The following is a 21,669-nucleotide window of genomic DNA, read 5'->3' as shown; positions in this document are numbered from 1 at the left end:
GGGGGAACGTTATCCTCCCAGTACTTATTCCAAAGATCCTCTCCATGTTTTCCAGCCACCCCATCTGCCTTTAAATGCCAGCACTACTTTTTTCAAAGCCGTGCCCTTTTGACGCGGAAGCATCCTTAAGCCCTGGACCACGCCGGGCGACGCCTTACTTCCTACCGTCACAACCCAAACCAGATATATGATTCTGTCGAGGAGCCCCCGGTGCTTAAGCATCGCGTAGGTTTCATTATGGGCGGCATTAAAAAAGGCTGTTTCATTGAACCCGTTTCGTTGATCTTCATCGAATCTCACTGCCGGATAATGATCTACCAGCACACTTGGATCGTAAAGAAGTTTCCATCCCTTCTTTTTGACGGCCTGGCTGAAATCCAGCTCGTTATGAACCTGCGCCCCTGTCCCTTTCAGGTTTTCGTCGAAGGCCAGTCCACGGATAGCCTCTCTTCTGAAGCTCATGTTGGCTCCTTTGAGAACATCTACTTCGCGAACATTGCCCATACCAATATGGTGATTGCCGATAATACGGCCGTATGGTCTTATCATTCCTACCTGACGTTTTTGAGGCGGAACCGGTTTCCCATCATGAAAAACAATATCCCTTCCGCCAACCCCGCCAACATCAGGCCTTTCTATGTAATGTCGTTCCATGTTCAGCAGCCAATCCGGATGCGGGACGGTATCGTCATCCGTAAGAGCAATGATCGAACCTTTGCTTTTTGAAATTCCTGTGTTCAGCGCCGCTATCATTCCACCCTGATCGACTAAAGCAACGTTTAGATTGCCCGCTTCAATGGAGGATAGGAACTGCTGCGTAGTACGGTCTGAACTTCTAACGACGATGACGATTTCATCCGGCAACCGGGTTTGACAACGTATTCCCTCAATACATTTCACCAGTGCGTCCACTCTGTTATAGGTAGGAATGACCACACTTATGGATAATTTCATGATTTACACGCTCCATTAATAGGCCGAATTGGGAAATATCATGATTTTGATTGTGCGCAGTATTAATTTCACATCCAACCAGAGCCCTCTACTTTCGATATATTCCAAATCCAATTCAATCATTTCGTCAAAACTCAGATTGCTCCGGCCGCTAACCTGCCATAACCCCGTGCAGCCTGGGCTTACTTTCAAGCGGAGTTTATCGTAATTACTGTATAACTCAACTTCCCTAGGCAATGGGGGCCTTGGTCCCACAAGAGACATTTCGCCGCGGATCACGTTCCATAGCTGCGGAAGCTCGTCGATGCTTGTTTTGCGGATGAATTTTCCGACCTTTGTAATCCGCGGATCCTCTTTCATCTTGAACATGGCGCCCTTAACTTCATTTTGGACAAGCAGCTTTTCCAGAAGCTCCTCTGCGTTGGAAACCATCGAGCGAAATTTATACATTTTGAACGGTTTTTCGTTTTTTCCGATCCGTATCTGACAATAAAAGACAGACCCCCGAGGATCCTCCAGCTTGATCATTATGGCGATGATTAAAAATAGAGGAGATAGTAATACGAGGCCAAGGATAGCCCCGATAAAATCCATTGTTCGCTTCGCTGAAATATACAAAACTCGGGACCGCCGTTTTTCAAAGGAATATTTCAAATCGGCGGTTTCACCGTCAAATACAACTTCCATTTCATTTTGTTGCAACGTAGGAGGCACTTTAAGTTCACCTCATTAGCGATTTATTTTGCCGAGATGTTCCCGTTCCATAATCTTTTCCATGCCTTGTAATAACGGTTTTCGCAAATCCTCGTTTCGAAGCGCAAAATCGAGCGTTGTCATAATGAATCCTAGCTTCTCACCCACGTCATACCGGGTGCCTTGGAATTCAAAAGCGTACACTCCTTGGGCCTCGTTCAATTTTTGAATCGCGTCAGTCAGCTGAATTTCTCCGCCGGATCCCTCTTCCTGACATTCCAGATAACCGAATATTTCCGGAGTCAATATGTATCTGCCCATGATCGCCAGATTGGACGGGGCTTGACCTTCCGTAGGTTTTTCTACCACGTAGTTAACCTCATATAAATGGCCGAGTTTGCCTAGAACGGACACGATGCCGTAACGCTGCGTTTGGTCATAAGGAACGGTTTGTACTCCGATCACCGATTTTTGCACCTGCTCAAACTGATCTGCAAGTTGCCTGATGCACGGCGTTTCGGATTGCACAATGTCATCCCCTAACAGTACGGCGAAAGGCTCGTCGCCAATAAAATTTCTGGCGCACCAAACGGCATGACCAAGCCCCCTTGGTTCCTTTTGGCGAATGTAGTGAATGTCTACGTTAGAAGAACGACGCACCTCATCTAGCAGGTCGAACTTGCCTTTGCTGAACAAATTATTTTCCAGTTCAAACGCATGGTCGAAGTGGTCTTCAATGGAACGTTTGCCTTTGCCGGTCACGATGATGATATCCTCGATCCCGGATGCTACGGCTTCTTCCACAATATATTGGATCGTGGGTTTATCAACGATCGGAAGCATTTCCTTTGGCATCGCTTTGGTGGCTGGCAAAAACCGCGTGCCAAGTCCTGCTGCAGGAATAATCGCTTTTTTAACTTTTCTCATCTTCATCCTCTACCCATCTTTGTTTATTCTTAATACAAATAAATGAAGCAAATAGGGCATTCAACCCCCCCTCACATCACACCCCTGACAATCATGTCTAAGGTCTTATCAGACCCACAGCGTGACCGAGTGTCTACAGTGATAAAGGTGCAGTAGACATTACCTTCGTTTCACGTGAACAACGACTAGCCTTTCGCTCCATAATGTTTCATGTAAAATAACTGCTGGTCATCTCGGTTGATTCGATTAAGAACAATGCCCAACATGCGGGCGTTGACATGGTCTAATTGTTCCTTGGCTTTCTTGAGATGATCCTTCTTAACCCTTCCCACAGCGACCACCATGACAACGCCATCGCACAGCGTGCTAGTGATAACCGGATCAGTTGCAGTGAGCACAGGCGGAGTGTCAACAAGAATCATGTCATATTCCTGCTTTACACTTTCGAGTAACTCCTGCAGTGTTGCCGAAGCAATGAGCTCCGAAGGGTTGGCAGGAACCGGTCCGGAAGGAAGCAACGACAAACAGGCCACCATCGTTTCTTGGATCGCGTCCTCCATGTTCGCGTTTCCCGTTAAAAGCGTGCTCAAACCGTGGTCATTCGATAAAGAAAAAATTCGATGAAGCGATGGTTTGCGTAAATCGGCATCAATAAGCAGCACCCTTTTGCCTTCAAGAGCATAGGTAACCGCCAAATTACAGATCGTCGTGGTTTTTCCTTCTCCCGCCTGCGAGGAAGTAACCATGACGACACTTGATTCATGATCTTTGGACAAGTAATGGATTTTTGTTCGAAGCAAACGATATACTTCTGATATGGGGGACATAGGATTCGCGGATACGATTAAACTTCTATCATTGATTGAGCGCCGCATACTTACCCTCACCTACTTTTGAATTTTGCACGGATGCCACCTTGCGAGACGCCTTCAGATCTCCCTTGGTTATTTCACCGATTGCAGTAAGAACAGGTACATTCAAAATCTCAACGATTTCGGCTTCCGTTCGCAATGTATCGTCAAGATAATTCAGTAAAAATACCAGCCCGATCCCTAAAATGAGGGAGACGATAAGACTAATCAGAATGTTCATCATCGGGTTGAGATTGATCGGAGCGGGAGTCGCTTTCGTTTCTGCCATACTTAAAATGGTAATGTTGTCGACATTCATGATGTGGGGAATTTGATCTTTGAACACCTTGGAGACGGCATTTACTATGGCGGCTGCTTTAGCGTAAGACATATCTTTGTATACCAGGTTCATGACCTGTGAATTGTTAGCAGACGTGACAGAGATTCCTGCGGCGATTTCTCCAGCAGTAGCCCCTAAGTCAGGAAATTTCTCCACCACTTTATCCATGACTGCCGATGACTTGATAATTTCTTTATAAGAATTAATGAGGAAAATGCTTGTTTGTATCGTCCCCGTGTTGAGAATGCCATCCGCCGATCCCTTCTGGTTTACGATCAACTTGGCGTTGGCGGCATAGATCGGCGTGGTAAAGTAAAAACTTTTTACGCATGCGGCGGTGATTGCAATGACTACGATGATCGCGATTAACCACCATTTTTTTTGAATGATCTTAAAGTATTGTTTCAGTTCCATACTCTTGCATCCCTCCGTTTCATACTGTTTGAAATAAAAAACGCTTAGTTTGTGAGTCAATTATTGTTGCTTAAAAAATCCGATTGATACAATATGTATATTTACAACCCATACTCTAAGATACAATATGTATCATGTCAAGAATGGATTTTCATTTTTTTGAAATAAAAAAGTTGGTCATGTTGAATGAATCAACAAAAACCAACTTTGCGTGAGCCATACTTGATTTTTTGAAAACGCTTATCATACCGGAGTAATCTGCAAATTGCCGTTACGGATGGTAAGTTGATACCTACTGTTCGTCACGGAATCGGTCAGTATAAGCCCTTGTCCGCCAATTTCCAATGGCCCTGCTACATAGTGATGGGGGTATGGGGAATATGAACCGATATGGTCCCATGTCACCATCACGCCAGCAATATAGGTTTCGCCTTTTTTCGGGATGAATCCGATGCTGAATTCATACAACAAGCCTGTCTTGCTTGCCATTTCTCTCCCTCGAAGATGTTTCCAGCCTTTGTCCCTCCAAGCGGCAGCATCATTAAAAATGTACTCCCCATTCTGGGCAGCAATCCGCCCGATCGACATATAGTCGCTGGCGTTTGTATACTCGGTTTCAAGTATAAAATATTGCATGGCCAAATTACGATTGGCATCGCCGTGGAATGGTAATGTTTGTGCATTGAATTTAATCCTGAGGCTCGGATATTCGGTTCCGTCAGGCGTTACTTTTAGTATTGCGGGATTGTTGCCAATAACTTGTTTCATTTCGTTTGAAATGGGTATTGGTACTTGATCGGTCGTGACTAAACTGATTGATCCGTTTGCCACCGTCCAATTCGACAGCACTTCCGGATTTCTAAGCAAATTTGGAGCCGAAACCGGCATAAGCGCCCGATGCTCTCTTTCTTGCATGCGAGCCTGCAAGTCAACGGATTTGTATAAAGGCGTCACCTTTCTCCGAATAACGGTATCGGCAATCGACAATCCGGAGAGGTCGGATTCCCTGTCTCCAGTTAATGTATCGATATAGGCTGATCCAACGGCCCCCGGCGCAGTGGATTTCTTCAATTTACCGAGGTCATCCGTGAATGTTGCTGGCGTTGAAACCGTTCCGAACCAAGCTGCATACTGCTGTTTTTCGCTTGGCGGTTTCAGATCATCCGGCAGCGCATATTCCCAGCCCGATGAAGTATTTGAATAACTTGTTACCGACCACGTAAATCCGAAACCAAATATTCTTATATTAGAGGTGGTCGATTTAGGAAGCAATTTTATTGCCGCTTCCCCGCATTGTTCAAATTGGGCATTCATATATATTCCGCTTAACCCTAGCACCGTAGGAGCTTTGTTATAATCCTCCAGTCCGCCGTCAATGGTCTGGTAAATGGCATACGGCGAAAAACCAAGATGCGTCCTATGAATAAGCGCACTGAATCCCCCGCGATGACCCGCAGCCAACTTGGTACCCAACAGGACCCCCGTAAATGCTCCCGTAATCGTCCCGCCTTGAAAAAAATAATCTCCTGAATTATTTCGGCAATAGACACCGATGAACCCATTCCACATGCAATCGTATGAAGATATATGCCCATTCATATTATTCAACAATTGTCCGACCTTCACTTTCGATGTAGCGATGTTCCTGAATATCGGATTAGAAGAACCGGCTATCTCAATAGCCGCTGCCCCTACTCCAAAAGCTTCATACAAGTTTTGTTCGAATAATGCCTTATCTACCCAAGTTCCAAGTTGCTTAGAGTTGTAATCTACAACGCCATGAACGGAGAAGTCCTCGAATACGGCTTTAATCCCTCCGTCTTGGATTCGTATACAGGGGAGCAAGTCCGTTGTTTTGTCGATCGGGTCCCAAATGAGACGGGTGCCTTGATGCTTGCTATCCACAAAAGGCGCGACACCGTACATCCCCCGGCTATTGTTCTCGATCGTTTGTCTGATCCGGTAATCGCCAGCAGGCATAAATAGTTTATATCGCTTCGCACAGGCTGCCATCGCAGCCTGGAAAGCCGCCGTATCATCCGTAACCCCGTCTCCGACAGCCCCAAACCATTTAACATTGATACCGCGGTTTGCCAAATCATCATCGAGCTTTTCAAAATTAGAGCTTAGATCTTGGGGTGCGATCGTTTCATTTCCCGACCACTTTTTCATTTTCATGAAATTCGTATACGGACCCGTCATATGATCTCCTCCTTACTCCTATAGTAATCATCCATTCCATAAATGGTTCAGTACAAATTCCCAACGTTCATAAAAAATGAAATGCCTTGAAATAAGACTGCAGTTGTGATACTTTCTGTTCAAACGATACGATATGTATCCTCAAGATTACATTTCGACAAGGGAGTAACTATGCGCATTGTTTTGACCGTCGTATGGGCGTTAATCCTTTTAATCTTTACTTGCTCGCTTAATTTCCATATGCTCATCCACCATCATATCGTTGATTTTAGGTTTAACCCCTCCCCGGATTGGCTTGAACTAATGAAATTTGATTTTCACTGGTCGAGTGCGGATTGGGTTCAACGAAAAGCAGGCCATCTCGCAGGCTTCTTTATCCTCGCGGTCATCGGCTCCAATTTCGGCAAATACAGACCGGCATTTTTTCTCTCGATCCTTTACGCTGTCATGACGGAAATTCTTCAGCTGTATTTTTTTCGGGGAGGCCGGATTTACGATGCCCTGATCGATACAACTGGTGTTTATCTCGCCTTTCTAGGTTGCAAAATTTTGCATGTTGCTCGGAAAGATGCAAGGTCGATTAAGAAATAAAAATAAATCACAATAAAATATTGATACATAATGTAACATGTTGTATGATATATCCGAAAGTAGATGACTTTACCAGCGCATGTCGCTAGGCGTTAACCAATGGAGGAAAATTCAATGAGCGCAATCGCCGGCATCTACCGATTTAACCAACATCCTGTGCAACCTGAACATTGCCACCTTATGATGGATGCATTGGAACATTATCCGGCCGATCAAACCGCGGTTTGGCAAAAGGACCATGTGATGCTGGGCTGTCATGCACAATGGTTGACCGGCCAGTCCTCTCAGGAAACGTTGCCTTACTACGATTCGAAACGCGGCCTTGCCATTACTGCAGATGCCATCATCGATAACCGCGATGAATTGATGGTACAGTTGGAAATCCCCCATTCCTTAAGGGGAAATCTCACGGACAGCGAGATCTTACTGCGGGCTTATGAAAAATGGGGCGAACCAATGGTCCAGCGGCTGGTAGGAGATTTTGCTTTTGTTGTTTGGGACGAGAGAAAGAAAAAGCTTTTCGGAGCAAGAGACTTCTCGGGATCGCGAACACTCTATTTTCACCGTGACAACCATCAGCTATCGTTTTGTACAGTAATTGCACCTTTATTATCGATACCTTACATAAATAAAGAGCTAAACGATCGATGGCTGGCCGAATTTCTTGCCATAAGCGGTGTCTTCGAACCGCCTGATCTTTCAACCACCGTTTATAAAGGTATAGAACAACTGCCCCCATCGCATACCCTGACCATCAAGAATAATCAAGTGACCATTTGCAGATACAACAGCCTGGCAGATGTTGCCCCTTTAAGGCTTGCTTCTTCCCAGGAATATGTGGAAGCGTTTCAGGAAGTCTACAACAAGGCGGTAACAGCTAGGCTACGGCGTACCCGTCAAAATATCGGCGCCCATCTAAGCGGAGGGTTGGACTCCGGGTCCGTTGTCAGCTTCGCTGCCCGAGCGCTGGCAAAGGAACAACGTAAACTTCATACGTTCAGTTATGTGCCCGAAGAAGGATTTTCGGATTGGACACCCAAGCATCGATTGGCCGATGAAAGGCCGCTCATTCAACAGACTGTACAATTCGTAGGCAATATTCATGATCATTATCTGGACTTTAAAGGAAGAAGTCCCTTTTCGGAAATTGATGATTGGCTCGACATGTTGGAAACCCCATATAAATTTTTCGACAACACTTTTTGGTTAAGAGGCATTTACGAAGAAGCGAAACAGCAAGGGATAGGGGTTCTGCTTCAAGGTTCAAGAGGGAACTATAGCATTTCTTGGGGGCCTGCAATCGAATACTACGCCAAACTAATGAGGAACATTAGCTGGCTTCGATTGAAGCGCGAGGTCAATATGTACAGCAAAAATGCCGGAATCGGACGCAAACGCCTTTATTCCGCCGTATGCCGAAAGGCATTCCCAATGATGAATCATTTGAGACCTTTCCGTTCTTCAAATGAGATTCCGACATTAATCAATTTGGATTTTGCAAAGCAAACAGGCATTGACGAAAAACTCAAAGATGACAAATTTACAAGGATCGGCTCAACGTCGGACCTCCCATCGGATCCGCTTGAGGCGAGAAAACAACATTTTGAACGCGTAAATATGTGGAGCACGACCGGAACGACCGGATGCAAGCTCTCCCTTCGTTACTCCGTATATGGCCATGATCCTACCAACGACCTGCGGGTTATTCGTTTTTGCCTGTCCGTCCCGATGGAAGAATTCGTTCAGGATGGCATGGATCGGGCTTTAATCCGGCGTTCAACCAAAGGTTGGCTTCCGGACTCCATTCGGCTTAATCAGCGAACAAGGGGCATTCAGGCCGCCGATTCGATCCATAGAATGTCAAAGGATTGGCCTGCTTTTGTTGGCGAACTCGGCCGCTTAAGAAGCGATTCGCGAATGCAGCAAATCATAAACATGCCTGTCCTGGAAAGTGCTTTGGAGGAAGCACGCCAAGGCATTAGCCCCAATCAGGCCTACGGCCCTTCCATCAAGTTATTGATGCGGAGCTTAATCCTGTATCGTTTTCTACAAAATAACTTTTGAAAGGAGGTGATAAACCATGAAGAAAGAATGGCAAGCACCCGCTTTAGAAATCCTTGATGTGAACATGACGATGGCAGGTCCCGGCGAAGCACTCCCGGACGGAGTACAACCAGATCCAGACGAAACTGTACATCATAGCTAGTACATAAAGCAAACGTTCTTAAATTAAAGGGGGAAACTCATAGCGCCTTAACGGGTAAAGGGTTACCCCCTCTCATCATTCTAGACGATGGAGTGAGCGCATTGTTGATAACGGCAAAGCACGACATATATACCGCATTCGGGTACTCTATTCAGAGTGATATTCCCTTGCCCGAATTAAAAAAATTAGGGTCCGCTACTTGTACCGCTGACATATTTATTCGTTATGCCGATTTATCAAACAACCGCATTAGACTTTCTGAGCTACCAAAAAAAGTATCGGTTACCGAAGATCGGATCATGTTTTGGGTCCCTGATGTGGCCATATTTGCCGTAGATGGAGGAACGTCCATCACCATTTCCCCCGAACAAAATGCGGATGAAGATAAAATCAGATTATACGTTCTGGGTACATGCATGGGAGCCGTTCTTCTGCAAAGAAGGGTCCTTCCCTTACATGGCAGTGCCATTGTCATCGATAATAAAGCTTATGCTTTCGTCGGTCATTCCGGTCACGGCAAATCGACGTTGGCTTCCGCTTTTCTGCATAGAGGGTTTCATTTATTGACCGATGATGTTATCGCGGTTACACTGGATCATCGAAACATTCCATACGTCACCCCCTCCTACCCGCAACAGAAGCTTTGGCAGGAGAGTCTTGATGCTTTCGGCATGCGTTCGGACAGGTATCGCCCATTGTTCGAGCGCGAAACGAAATTCGCCATTCCGGTAGATTCCCGCTTTTCAGCAAGCGCATTTCCACTAGCAGGTATTTTCGAATTGATGAAGACTGAATGCAGCCACGCCGAGATCCGGCCGGTTGGAAAGCTTGAGCGCTTGCCGCTTCTGCATCGCCATACATATCGGAACTTTTTCCTTCCAAACAGCGGTTTAACGTCATGGCACTTTGAAACGACGGCACGCCTGGCAGGCGTGACAGACTTTTATCAGCTTCGACGCCCATTGCACGGGCAAACGGTACATCAACTGACAAGCATGATCCTTGATACGATCAAAGGCTAACCGGAAGACTTTGTTTACTGCTCAAACTTGATAGCCATTGTCTGGATTGTCAGGTTCTTCGTCTTCAATTGGGAATGGCTCATTGATGGCATCGTTATTTTCAAAATACAGTTTTGTATCACACCAAGCATGAGTTGATTGCCTTGGAATCATGTACGGAGGGTGGGAACGAATGAAAAACGGTCACCGGATCGCAGAGTTGCGGGAGCAGAAAGGTTGGACTCAAGAGCAGTTATCTGCCTCGATCGGCATCAGCAGAGCGGCGCTGTCTCATTATGAGAAAAACCGGAGAAAGCCGGACTATGAAACGTTGGACCGGCTGGCTGATCTGTTTCAGGTTTCAATTGATTACCTTTTGGGAAGGGGGGCGTCGCCCAAGGATTCGGCCGGAACGGAACCCGCCGATTCGAAAGAATGAAACCTCCGCAATGCACGGCCTGCAACAAATTTAAAGCGGATACATTGGCATTGGTTAGGCTTGGATACAGAATACATACATATTGATCCACAACTAGCTGTTCTATAAGACTTCCTTTTTTATCAAAAGAACCTTTGCGCGCCTCGCTCCCGGCATGTATAATAGGATAGCAAACATATGTTTGCCTATATCCACGTGGTCAGTCAGAGGAGGCATCATGAAAGGTTCAACGCATATGGCGATCGGCGTCGCCATCGGAGCGGCTGCGGCTGCACACTATCCATTTACGCTGCAGCATGCCGCGCTTTATATCGCGGTTTCCGCCTTGTCGGCGCTCAGCCCCGATCTGGACGGGCCCAGCATGCTCAGTTCAAAGATCGGGCAGTTTTCCAAGTGGCTGCGGGAGATGCTGTACTGGTCAGGCCTGCTTCTGATCGTCATGCTTATCTGGCTTTATTTCGCGAAACATCTGTTTGTCGTGGAATATTCGCTCGCGGCGCTTAGCTTGTTTTTGCTCGGACTGATTATTAAAGACGGACTCATGCGCAACATCCTTGTCAGCGTGATCGGCTGCGCGCTTGCGTATATCGGCCTGTCCCATCAGATGACGTGGCTTCTCGGATTCGGGTTGTTCGTGGCGGTCGCCCCTTGGCTGAAGCACCGGGGATTAACGCACACGGTCTGGGCGCTGGGACTATGGGCATACATAGGTTCGGGCTTAGAGAAGCAGCTTCAGGTGGAGGGCATCATGCTGGTGGCCACCGCCGGATACCTGTCGCATCTGGTCGCCGATTCGCTGACGCCAAGCGGCGTGAAGTGGCTGTACCCCATCATCAAAAAATCGTTCAAAATTCCGATTGCGTAAACAAACATCGCCAGTAGCACAAGCGTCCCCATTCAAAAATGATCCAAAAAGCTCTCCAAGCGCAAAAGCACATCCCCCTATGCGGGAAATGTGCGCGTCGGGAGAGTTTTTTCCTGTTCAAGCCAAAAAAAGGCAGCCCGTTCCTTCCGGAATGAATAACATTTATTCATATGCAGAATACTTTTAACTTGAAGCTCTCCGCTATGAATGGTACATATTGTAAGAGGTCGAACGATTTTTAATTTGCCTTAAGGAGTAGAGCAGGTGGCCAATAAAACCATTGTTGCCGTTTGGATCAGCTTGATCAGTAACGTGGTGCTGACGGCGCTCAAAATCGTCACGGGTCTTGTATTTAATAGTAAAGTTCTCGTCGCGGACGGGATTCACAACGCCGGGGACGTCGTGGCAACCGTTGCCGCCTTGACTTCCGCCCTCGTCGCCAGGAAACCGGCCGATGAAGACCATCCTTATGGCCACGGCAAAGCCGAAGCGATCGCTTCCGGACTGGTGTCCATCATTTTGATCATGGCGGCGCTGCTGATGGTTTACAAGTCCGTCGAATCCTTTTTTTCGCCCCCCGCCGCAGCCAGCTGGATATCGCTTGTGGCCGCTTTTGTTTCCTTGGCGTGGAAGCAGGCACTGTACATGTACTGCATCCGGATCGGAAAAGCGGAAAACAGCCGCAGCCTGATCGCGACCGCCTATGACCATATTGCCGACGTCTACGCTTCGGCAGCGGCCGTGATCGGGATCGGCATTGCGCTGATCGGCGACAAATACCATATCGCGTATACGGAATACGGCGACTCCGCCGCGGGCATTATCGTCTCTTATCTCGTCATCCGGCTCGGCTATAAAATGGGACGCGAAGCCATCGACATTTTGATGGACAAAAACGTCACGAACGAGCAGCTGGAACAGCTGACCTCGATCATTTATTCGGTTCCGAACGTCAAACGGGTGGACAGCATCCGCGCCCGGGAGCTCGGCAATGCGATTATCGTGGACGTGAAGGTCAGCGTCCCGAATCAATTGACCGTGAAGGAAGGACATGACGTGAGCCGCGAGGTGAAGCAAAGCATCATGAAGCGGATGAAACACGTCGGGGACGTCATGGTGCATTTGAATCCGTGGTACGCGGACGGAGAGGAAGAATAAGAAAAACGTCTATCGATGTACTTTCTCAGTAGACAGACCGCGTTTAGTTGAAGTTTTTCTTGCAATATCAGGATGCAATCGCTCTGTAGTTAATACTTTCTGATATTATAAAACAGGGACTGCCCCAGGATCGGGACAGTCCCTGTTTACTATCCGAGATCCGGCACGTCCACCAAGCTGACTTCCGGATTGCTTGTTCCGTGAAGCTCGAAGACGACAAGCTCGTTGCTGCCGGTCTTCAGCAGCGGCGCCGGAATGTACAATGCTTTCTGCGGTCCCGCTTCCCAGTATCGTCCGAGATTGAAGCCGTTAATATAGACGACGCCTTTCGTCCATCCGTCCAAACGGATAAAGGTATCCGCCTTGTCGTCGACCTCGAACGTTCCCTTGTAAAAGGCCGGCGCTCCGCCCTTAACGGAAGCTCCTTCTTCCTTCAGCGGCGCAAAAGACAACGCTGACAAGTCGCTAAGCGGCAGCGGACGGATCGTCCAGTCGTACAGGAACTGGTTGCCGAGGCGGATGCCTTCCGTGATGCCCTTCGGATCCCTCATCAGCGGGCCGTAGTTGACGCGGCCCATGTTTTCCACGAGCACGTCAAGCTGCAGTCCTTCGGCCGGGATTTCGAGCGGGATGCCTGCCGGATTCCAGCGTTCCACCGTGCCGACGTACTCGCCGTTCGCAAAAATGAGCGCCCGGTCGCGCACGTCCTGCAGCACCAGCTCAAAGCCGTGCCGCGGACCGCTGATCCGCGTGGAATAAAGGATAAAGCCGTAATTTTGGCCTACCTTCTCCATCGGCTCCGGACACGCCCTGCGGATCGGCTGCGACAACTGATCCAGCTGGCCGAACAGTCCGGCCTGTTCCGTCATCTGCACGGTGCCGTACGCCTTTTTGCGGATCGGCTCAGGCAATTCCAGCTCCGGCAGGTCCGTGTAACGGGAAAGCACCTCGCGTACGGCATAAAACTTCGGCGTCGGATCCCCCCACTCGCTCAGCAGCGTATCGTAATCGTAGCTCGTGACCGTCGGCTCGAACTGCTGTCCGTGGTTGGCCCCGTTGTAAAACCCGAAATTGGTGCCGCCATGGAACATGTAAAAGTTCACCGATGCGCCTTCCTCCAGCATCTCTTCGAGCGCTTTCGCCACGTCTTCGGCCGGGCGGGTGTGATGCTCCTCCGTCCAATGGTCGAACCAGCCGTTCCAAAACTCCATGCACATCAGCGGGCCTTCCGGCTGGTATTCGCGCAGCTTCGCGAACGCCTCCTTTGCTCTGGAACCGAAGTTGACCGTCTCCAGCACGCCTTCCACCATGCCGCCTTGAAGCATATGGTTTTCCGGGCCGTCGGAGGTGAACAGCAGCACGTCGATGCCGCGGCTGATCATGCCTTCTTTCAAGTAATTCAAATATTGCTTGTCATTGCCGTAGCTGCCGTATTCGTTTTCGATCTGCATGGCGATGATCGGGCCGCCGTTCGTGCATTGAAGCGGTTTCAATCTTGGCAGCAGCTCGTCGAAATAACGGTCGACCTTGTCCAGGAACGCACGGTCGAAGCAGCGAAGCCGCATCGAGGAATCGGCCAGCAGCCAGGCAGGAAGTCCGCCGAATTCCCATTCGGCGCATATGTACGGGCTTGGACGCACGATGACATGAAGCCCCAATTCGCCGGCTAACCGGACGAACGCTTCGATGTCCGCCAATCCGTCAAACACGAACTTTCCTTCTTCCGGTTCGTGGATGTTCCACGCCACGTACGTTTCGACCGTGTTAAAACCGCAGGCTTTCAGCTTCAGCAGCCGGTCGCGCCAATATTCAGGTACCACGCGGAAATAATGGATGGAACCGGAAAAAATGCGAAGGGGTTCCCCTTCATAAACAAAATCGTTTCCTTGAACCTTGAATTCTGCCATTACGTTCGATCTCTCCCTCTCGGTGCCTTTTTTTGGCCTTTCCTGCCAATAGCCCTATCCGGCTTATTATAAGCCAGAATGAGGGCAATTGGGAGAACTATTTTGACAATTTTTCCGCAAAAATCAGCCCTTGACCCCGCCGAGCATCAGGCCTTCGGTCAGCTTCTTCTGCAGCAGCGTATAAATGACGACCGTGGGAACCAGAACGATGACGAGTCCCGCGAACAAGGAGCCCCAATCCGTGGCAAACTGCTGGATTTGCATCAGATTGCTGAGGCCGATCGGAATGGTTTTTTTGGCGTCGCTCGTCACGAGCGTCATGGCAAGCACGTATTCGTTCCAAAAGTCGAAAAAGCTGAATACGACCATCGTAATGATGCCGGGACGCACCATGGGCATAATGATCCGGAACAACGTGGAAAAATATCCGCAGCCGTCGATCATCGCGGCCTCTTCAAAATCGGACGGGATCGATTTCATGAAGCCGGTAAGCAAATAAATCGAAAAGGAAAGGGTGCCCGTCGCATACACGGCGCTGAGCCAAAACCGGTTGTCGAGCATATGCAGGTCGTTCATTAGGATGAACAGCGGCACGATGATATACACTCCTCCGATGAACAACCCCGCCATATACAGGTTCGAAATGAGTTTTTGCCCGCGGAAACGCATCCGCCCGAGCACGTAAGCGGTCGGCACCGCCATCAGGATCAGCATGATCATGGACAAGACGACAACCAGCACCGAATTCAGCATGTAATCGCCGATTTTGGCGGTCGTGAAAGCCCGGACGTAGTTGTCCCACTGCAGCGATTTCGGCAAAGTCCACGGGCTTTCCATCACTTCTTCGTTTGTTTTGAAGGAAGCCATCACGTTCCACAGCAGCGGATACGCGACCGCCAGCGCCTGAAGGATGAGCAAGATCCGGAGGAGCCCGTTGCGGACGATGACAGCCGCTTTCGCCGGCCGACGTTCCCTTGGGGAAGGAAACGCCGCGCTTGTCTGAATTTGTGCCATATCAGTAGGAACCCCTTTCCGTAAGTTTGTTGCTGATCAGCGACAGGAGCACGGAAAATGCGAAAACGAAAACGCCGATGGCCATCGCGTAACCGAAATTGGAGTTCGTAAACGCCTGCTGGTACAAGTAAGTCATGACCACTTCCGAATGCCGGTCCGGCCCGCCCGCCGTCATGATCGTCACGATGACGAAGCTGATCGACAAAACGCCGTTGATGCTGAAAATGATGGTGATCCGGATGATTTCCCACAGCATCGGAATCGTGATATGAATGAATTGCTTCATGGGCGTTGCGCCGTCGATGCTCGCCGCCTCGTACAAATCGGGCGATATGCCGTCGATGCCCGCCATGTAAATGACCATGTAATATCCGGCGGCCTGCCAGATCATCGTTACGGCCAGCGCCCACAATACGGTGCGGGAATCGCCGAGCCACGGCATCGCGTATTGCCCGAGTCCTGTCAGTTCCAGTCCCGAATTCAAAAAGCCGAGCGTCGGATGGTAAATGAAAGACCAGAGAATCGCGATGACGACAAAAGACAAAATGCTCGGGAAAAAGAACAGCGTACGGTAAAGCCCGCGCTCCTTCAGCTTTGTCCGCGTCAAGATCGAGGCGTTGACCAGGGCAATCAGCAGGGTGAATACGGGAACGATGACCATCAGAAACCCGGTGTTGCGGAGAGACAGCAGAAACGCATCGTCGCGGAACATGTCCACGAAGTTTTTGAAGCCGATGAATTTGGGCTTATCCCCGATTCCCGTCCATAGGTAAAAAGATTTGTAAAACACTTGGATCGTCGGGTACAGTTTGAACAGCATAAACATGGCCAACCCCGGAACAAGGCATACGGCCATAAACAGAAGCCGCCTCGTTTTCAGCGTCATTCCCTCACGTCCTTCCACTTGGGTTCTTTAAGCCGGCCGCAACCCGAATCGGCATTTGCGTCCTAACGGGTCGCGACGGCCTGTTTTTGTCTGCTTTCACGTTAGCTTCCCATGGGGGCGCGGGAACTACTGGGCTTGTTTTAATTCCTTGCTGACCTCCGTATACATGTCGTACATCTTCTGTCCATATTCCTCGAGCGTCATCTGTTTGTTGACCAGGGAAGAAATCGCTTTGTATACGTCGTCCTTCGGATTGTACTTGCTGCCTTTCGCTACCGTTTGAAACGTTCCGTTGACCAGTTCCATGCCGTTGTCCACGGCTTTGTAAACATTGTACGTCGATTCCGAAATATACGGCTTCGCCAAATCGGCCGCATCTTTGACCGCCATGACCGCCTTGGATTTTTCGGCATTCAGCTTAATGCTCTCGTCTGAGTAGATGTATTTCAGGAATTCGGAGGCAAGCTCCGGATTTTTGGCTTTCGCCGGAATGACGATTTGTTCGATATTGCTTTGCGCTTTAACGCTGCCGCCGCTAAAGGACGGGATGCCGAGGAAGCCGAACTGGAAGCCGCTTTCGCGCGGCGCATCCTTCATTTCATCCTCGAACCACGTTCCGTTCGGGATAAACATCGCTTTGCCCTGCATAAACGCCGTTTGCGCCTGCGTATGGTTCAGCGCGACCGTGCCTTTCATCAAGCCGTTATCTTCGTTTGCGAACTTGAGGATGTTGCCCCATACCTGCTTGAACACGTCGCTTTTCCAAAACTCGGGGTCGTAATTGAAAAATTGGTCGAGCGCCTTCTGCCCGCCAAGGTCGTAAATGGCCGGAACGATGACTTCTTCCAGATAACCCGGATAGATCCCTTGATACGTAAACAGCGCCCTGCCGTTCTCCTTGGCCGCCGCATTCATGGCAAACAGCTCATCCCAGGTTTTCGGCGGCTGGAATCCCTTTTCGTCAAACAGCGTCTTGTTGTACCATAGGCCCAGCACGCCGAAGTTGAACGGCGCCAGATAGATTTTTCCGTCGCCGTACGGGGACATCGCGCGCGACTCCAACACGCCCGGAAGAATTTTATCCTTCAGCGGACCGCTGCCGTCGTTTTCATTAAAAATATCCATCAAATCCAGCAGCGCCTTGTCCTTGATCAGTCCGTCAAGCAGCGGGATGTTGTCTCCCCCCGCGATGTACAGCAGATCCGGCGGATTACCCGCTACGATTTTCGGACGCACGAGCTCGGCGATTTTCGGACTGGCCGTCAGATTGATTTTCGTGCCGGGATGATCTTTCATGAACGCTTCGATGACCTGATCCCAATATTCGCGGCCGTAGCCGCCTTGGAAAACAGCGACGTTCAGCTCGCCGTTGGCGACTTGCTTGGAACCGTCGCCGCCCGATCCCGCCGCGTCCTTGCCGCCTTCATTCGCTCCGGAAGCACCGCTGCTGCCGCCGTTACCGCAGCCTGCAATGAGGGATACGGACAATGCGCAAGCGCTTACAACGGTGAGAAACTTATTCCATTTCATTCCATGACCTCCTTTTTCCTTGTTGTCATTATACCTCTGCCTCAAACGGCGCCAAATGGAGCACGGAATGAATGACATGGACGATTTTATGCTCATGTTGAAACCGCTCGCGCCGTACCTGTACGATTTTAGGATGGCAACGTAAAATGGTGCATTTTGGCATAACTTTTATCTTAAAGCTGGATTTTCTTTCGGTTTGACGTGTTTTGGCGCGATGCCGAAATGCTTTTTGAACAAACGGTTGAAATAAAACGGATCATGAATGCCGACCTCGGCCGCAGCCTACTTGACCAGCAGCTGGCCCGAGGACAGCAGCTCATACGCTTTGGCCATGCGCAGCTCATTCAGGTAAGTCATGATGCTTTTTCCGGTTTCCGTTTTGAAAATCTGGAATAAATACGTTTCCGACAAATTGACATGGGACGCCACGTCCCGGATCGAAACCGCTTGGGCGTAATGCTCTTCCAAGTAGCCGAGCGCCTTTCGGATCTCCGGCCGAATCGCCCGAAGCTTCGCGTCGCTCCCTGCAAGGGCAAGCACGTCCTGCGCCAGCTCCGAGACGAGCATAAGCAGCTCCGTGTCGCTACCCGCTCCGGTAATCCGTTCCAGCCAAAGCGAATGGTCGAACTCCCGCCGCTGCTCAAGCCCTAACTTGCGGCTTAAGGTCCACATTCCCTCGCATACCGTCCGTTTGACGACCCGCGGCAGCAGCCTGCGCGCGGCGCCTTCCCTGATGAGCCGCAGCGCCCGATGCTCCCATTCGGCGGCAAACTCCGGCCGGCCCGTGCGGATGTCCTCCGTCCACTCCGATTCCATCCGTTCGTACGCAGGATCATATTCGGCGGCTTCGGTATCGCTGGGCAAGCACACCCGCCCGGCTTCTTGGTAAAACAACAACGTCCTGGCTTTGCGGCAGCGCCTCATTTCATCGATCAGCTCTTCCAGGCCGAATGCCGGTTTCCCGTAAACGATATCGACGTTCAGGCTGTAGTACATGGCGGCCAGGCTGGCGATCCTTCCTGCCATCTCGGCCGGCTCTACCGTTTGTGTATCCGCAGGATAAGCCGCGGCGAGCAGGAACCTGCGTTCCTCCTCCGCCACGGTACATTGCCAGCTGCTCCCCGGGTAGACGTCGCTCCACAGCTGGCTGAGAGCACGCGTCAGCGAGGTTTCGTCCCTTTTTTCCCCTGCCGTATCCACTTGAATGGCGAACAGGGTCACGCCGTGACCCGGCGGCAGCAGTTCCGATGCGACTTCCGGGCTCAGGCCGGGAAGCTGGGCCGCGTCGACGGAATCGCGCAGGGCGAGAAGCAGATCGTGAATCCGGTTTGTTTGGTCCTTCCGCTCCACCGTAAGAGCAACGCCCGGCTGGCGTTTTTTTTCGTCCAGCTTGCTGGCGATTTCGTTTAAGGTTTGCATGAAATTTTCGCTTTTGAGCGTCAGCTTCAACATATAGTCATGGGCGCCGCATTTCAGCGCTTCGCGCACCAGCTCGAAATCGTTGAAGTTGCTCAGCACCAGGATCTCTCCGTCAAAGCCGGAGGCCACAAGGTGTTTAATCAGCTCGATCCCGTCCATCTCGGGCATTTTAATGTCGGTGATGACGATATCCGGATGCTGCTCGCGCACCATCTTCAGCGCGGACGCCCCGCTGGACGCCGACCCCGAATACGCAAAACGGCTGCCTTCCCAGCGGATCAGCGTTTTCACCGCATGACGGACGATCATTTCGTCATCGACGATAAGCACTTTATACATGATGCTCCCCTTCCCCCTCGCTTCGATAGATTGGAATCGTAATGACCGTCTCGGTCCCTTCCCCGACCGTGCTGGTCGTTGCAAGCCCAAAATTCGCGCCGAAATGCAGCCTGATCCGCTCATGAACGTTCGCGATCCCGAGGCCCGACAGCTTCGAGCGCGAAGCCTGTTTCGGCTTCACCGCGCTCATGTCGAACCCTTTGCCGTCATCGGTAATCCGAATGGCCAGCACATGATTGCGGCAGGTGGCTTTGACCGTGATGCCCACCCGCTTTTCATCGTCTCCCACGCCGTGCAGAATGGAGTTTTCCACGATCGGCTGCAAAATGAATTTGGGCACCAGCGTCTCGGAAAGCTCCTCGTCCACGTCGGTATGCAGCACGAAAGAATCTCCGTAACGTATGCGCTGGATGTTGGCGTAATGGCGCAGATTTTCGATTTCGGTCCGCAGCGGAATGAATTCGTCCTTGACCATGATCGTGCTGCGGAGCAGTTCCGAAAGCGACTCGATGCCGCTCGTGACCGATTCGTTTCCCCCAAGCATCGCGGACCATTTCAGGGAGTTTAACGTATTGAACAAAAAATGCGGATTGATTTGCGCCTGCAGCATTTTCAGTTCCGCGTCGCGTTTGGCCTGCTGCTCGGTCTGCACCTGGGCGATCAGCCGCTTCAGCTGCTCCACCATCCCGTCGATCGTTTCGGTCAACATATCCATCTCGTCCGGGTACTTGGAACGCGCCTCGGCTTTGGCTACAAGCCTCCCCATCCGGATTTGCTTGGCGTACATGAGCAGCGAGCGCATCGGACTATGGATCGTAAAATAAATCCACATCGAAATCATGCCGGACAACAGCACGATCAAAAGACAAATAAAGACCAGGTTCCGCTGCATTTCCGACAGCTCCGACACGATGAATTTTTGCGGGATCATGCCCACGAAAAACCAGTTGGCCGAGCGGATATAGGCGCTGCCGACGAGATACTCGTGTTTATCGACGTTGGCATGAAACGTCGCCAGCCTCCCCTCCCGGTGAAACTGCCGGTCGATGACCGCATGGATTTCATCGGGCGCAAAGCGGCTTCCTTTGGGGATGTCTTCCGATAGCGACGAAATCACCATGCCGCTGGCGTCCGTAATATAAATGCTGCTGCCCGTCCCCAAATTGACGAATTTATAAATGTTGCGCGAAAACACTTTTTCGTCGATAAAAATGATGACGTATCCGAGCTGCTTGTTCAGCGCGTCCTCCGAATAAATGATCCGGCTAAGCGCGATGGTATTGGTCCCCCGGCTGGAACGAAGATACGTCCAGTAAGCGTTTCCAATGGAGTGGCTTGTTTGCTCCAGCATGGCTTGAATGGAAGCCGACGGATACAGCTCGAAGCCGAGATCGAAAAACGTCTCGCTGCTGCTGTTCAAAATCATGACGTTGCTGATGTTGCCGAGCTGGAAAATTTGCTGCCCCATCTCGTTTCCGATCCGGACTTTCAGCTGGTTTTTTTCGTAGTCGGTCATCGTATCGAAACGCCGCAGGCCGTCCTGGATGGAAGGGTTGATGATGATGTTTTCGCTTAACGTTTCATATTGCTCGAGCTCGCGCGTGGCGTTTTGGGAAAGCTCGTCCAGGATCTGCATGGAGTATGCGCTGATTTTGTTCGTTACCGAAGCCTGGTATTTCATGTTGGAATAAACGCTGACGATAACGACCGGCAAAAGCGAGGTAATGACAAAGGCGGCCAGCAGCCGGTTTTTGATCGACAAGCGCCGCAAAACGAAGGACTTGCTTTTGATTCGGGAACCTAAAGTACGGATCAACATCGAATTCCCCCCGCGTAAGATCTCCTCGGCCCGGGGCTGTTCCCCAAGTCATAACCTATACTAACCGCCACCGTCGAAAACCGTCAACGGAAACTGTCCCGCGTCCGGGTTCCC

General features: G+C 50.2%; 17 protein-coding genes and 2 pseudogenes. 7 read left to right on the top strand and 12 right to left on the bottom strand.

Going from position 1 to position 21,669, the window contains the following annotated elements:
- Window positions 1-24: 24 nt before the first annotated feature.
- The 6 genes from KI367_RS15895 to KI367_RS15870 all read right to left on the bottom strand — a co-directional run bounded on the left by KI367_RS15895 (window position 25) and on the right by KI367_RS15870 (window position 6,381).
- Window positions 25-954: a glycosyltransferase family 2 protein gene (locus KI367_RS15895; protein WP_036713872.1), complete on the bottom strand. Its 930-nt coding sequence runs from the start codon at window positions 952-954 to the stop codon at window positions 25-27.
- A 15-nt stretch (window positions 955-969) separates the two neighbouring features.
- Entirely contained in the window at window positions 970-1,668 is a 699-nt protein-coding gene (locus KI367_RS15890) for a sugar transferase (RefSeq protein ID WP_036713870.1), read from the bottom strand.
- A gap of 15 nt (window positions 1,669-1,683) precedes the next feature.
- Entirely contained in the window at window positions 1,684-2,574 is an 891-nt protein-coding gene (gene galU, locus KI367_RS15885; protein ID WP_036713868.1) for a UTP--glucose-1-phosphate uridylyltransferase GalU, read from the bottom strand.
- A 185-nt stretch (window positions 2,575-2,759) separates the two neighbouring features.
- Entirely contained in the window at window positions 2,760-3,374 is a 615-nt protein-coding gene (locus KI367_RS15880; RefSeq protein ID WP_306433242.1) for a CpsD/CapB family tyrosine-protein kinase, read from the bottom strand.
- A gap of 55 nt (window positions 3,375-3,429) precedes the next feature.
- Window positions 3,430-4,179, bottom strand: coding sequence for a YveK family protein (locus tag KI367_RS15875; protein ID WP_036713863.1), 750 nt, complete (start codon window positions 4,177-4,179; stop codon window positions 3,430-3,432).
- Window positions 4,180-4,422: 243 nt separating this feature from the next.
- Window positions 4,423-6,381, bottom strand: coding sequence for a glycosyl hydrolase family 28-related protein (locus KI367_RS15870; protein ID WP_036713860.1), 1,959 nt, complete (start codon window positions 6,379-6,381; stop codon window positions 4,423-4,425).
- Window positions 6,382-6,552: 171 nt separating this feature from the next.
- Here KI367_RS15870 and KI367_RS15865 point away from each other — a divergent pair, with 171 nt between their 5' ends.
- The 7 genes and pseudogenes from KI367_RS15865 (at window position 6,553) to KI367_RS15835 (ending at window position 12,641) form a co-directional block, all read left to right on the top strand.
- A complete protein-coding gene (locus KI367_RS15865; protein ID WP_052147283.1) occupies window positions 6,553-6,972 on the top strand; it encodes a VanZ family protein in 420 nt (139 codons plus the stop codon).
- 114 nt (window positions 6,973-7,086) lie between these two features.
- Window positions 7,087-9,036: an asparagine synthase-related protein gene (locus tag KI367_RS15860; protein ID WP_212950836.1), complete on the top strand. Its 1,950-nt coding sequence runs from the start codon at window positions 7,087-7,089 to the stop codon at window positions 9,034-9,036.
- 16 nt (window positions 9,037-9,052) lie between these two features.
- The gene (locus tag KI367_RS15855; RefSeq protein WP_036713858.1) at window positions 9,053-9,178 is read left to right on the top strand and encodes a paeninodin family lasso peptide; all 126 of its coding nucleotides are present in this window, start codon (window positions 9,053-9,055) and stop codon (window positions 9,176-9,178) included.
- Between the two features lie 101 nt (window positions 9,179-9,279).
- On the top strand, window positions 9,280-10,200 hold the full coding sequence (locus KI367_RS15850) for a phosphoenolpyruvate carboxykinase (ATP) (RefSeq protein ID WP_036713855.1): 921 nt from the start codon (window positions 9,280-9,282) through the stop codon (window positions 10,198-10,200).
- A gap of 172 nt (window positions 10,201-10,372) precedes the next feature.
- Window positions 10,373-10,576, top strand: a pseudogene (locus KI367_RS15845) (helix-turn-helix domain-containing protein); the annotation flags it as partial.
- Window positions 10,577-10,835: 259 nt separating this feature from the next.
- Complete coding sequence (locus KI367_RS15840; RefSeq protein WP_212950834.1) at window positions 10,836-11,483, top strand: metal-dependent hydrolase; 648 nt, start codon at window positions 10,836-10,838, stop codon at window positions 11,481-11,483.
- A 264-nt stretch (window positions 11,484-11,747) separates the two neighbouring features.
- Window positions 11,748-12,641: a cation diffusion facilitator family transporter gene (locus tag KI367_RS15835; RefSeq protein WP_212950832.1), complete on the top strand. Its 894-nt coding sequence runs from the start codon at window positions 11,748-11,750 to the stop codon at window positions 12,639-12,641.
- A 149-nt stretch (window positions 12,642-12,790) separates the two neighbouring features.
- On the opposite strand, the gene KI367_RS15830 is transcribed toward KI367_RS15835, so the two are convergent.
- The 6 genes and pseudogenes from KI367_RS15830 to KI367_RS15800 all read right to left on the bottom strand — a co-directional run bounded on the left by KI367_RS15830 (window position 12,791) and on the right by KI367_RS15800 (window position 21,555).
- Window positions 12,791-14,548 carry a glycoside hydrolase family 35 protein gene (locus tag KI367_RS15830; protein WP_212950830.1) on the bottom strand — a complete coding sequence of 586 codons (1,758 nt, stop codon included), beginning with the start codon at window positions 14,546-14,548 and terminating at the stop codon, window positions 12,791-12,793.
- A 123-nt stretch (window positions 14,549-14,671) separates the two neighbouring features.
- Window positions 14,672-15,562, bottom strand: coding sequence for a carbohydrate ABC transporter permease (locus tag KI367_RS15825; RefSeq protein WP_081992665.1), 891 nt, complete (start codon window positions 15,560-15,562; stop codon window positions 14,672-14,674).
- A 1-nt stretch (window position 15,563) separates the two neighbouring features.
- Window positions 15,564-16,448: a carbohydrate ABC transporter permease gene (locus tag KI367_RS15820; RefSeq protein WP_212950828.1), complete on the bottom strand. Its 885-nt coding sequence runs from the start codon at window positions 16,446-16,448 to the stop codon at window positions 15,564-15,566.
- Window positions 16,449-16,574: 126 nt separating this feature from the next.
- Entirely contained in the window at window positions 16,575-17,978 is a 1,404-nt protein-coding gene (locus KI367_RS15815) for a carbohydrate ABC transporter substrate-binding protein (RefSeq protein WP_212950827.1), read from the bottom strand.
- 168 nt (window positions 17,979-18,146) lie between these two features.
- Window positions 18,147-19,736, bottom strand: a pseudogene (locus tag KI367_RS15805) (response regulator).
- Window positions 19,729-21,555: a sensor histidine kinase gene (locus tag KI367_RS15800; RefSeq protein ID WP_212950823.1), complete on the bottom strand. Its 1,827-nt coding sequence runs from the start codon at window positions 21,553-21,555 to the stop codon at window positions 19,729-19,731. The pseudogene KI367_RS15805 and the gene KI367_RS15800 overlap by 8 nt, the downstream one beginning before the upstream one ends.
- Between the last annotated feature and the right edge of the window lie 114 nt (window positions 21,556-21,669).

Source organism: Paenibacillus cookii (assembly GCF_018333375.1).
Lineage (GTDB): Bacteria > Bacillota > Bacilli > Paenibacillales > Paenibacillaceae > Paenibacillus_AQ > Paenibacillus_AQ cookii.
The sequence above is the reverse complement of the archived record's forward strand: the minus strand, read 5'-3'. Positions and strand labels throughout refer to the sequence as shown.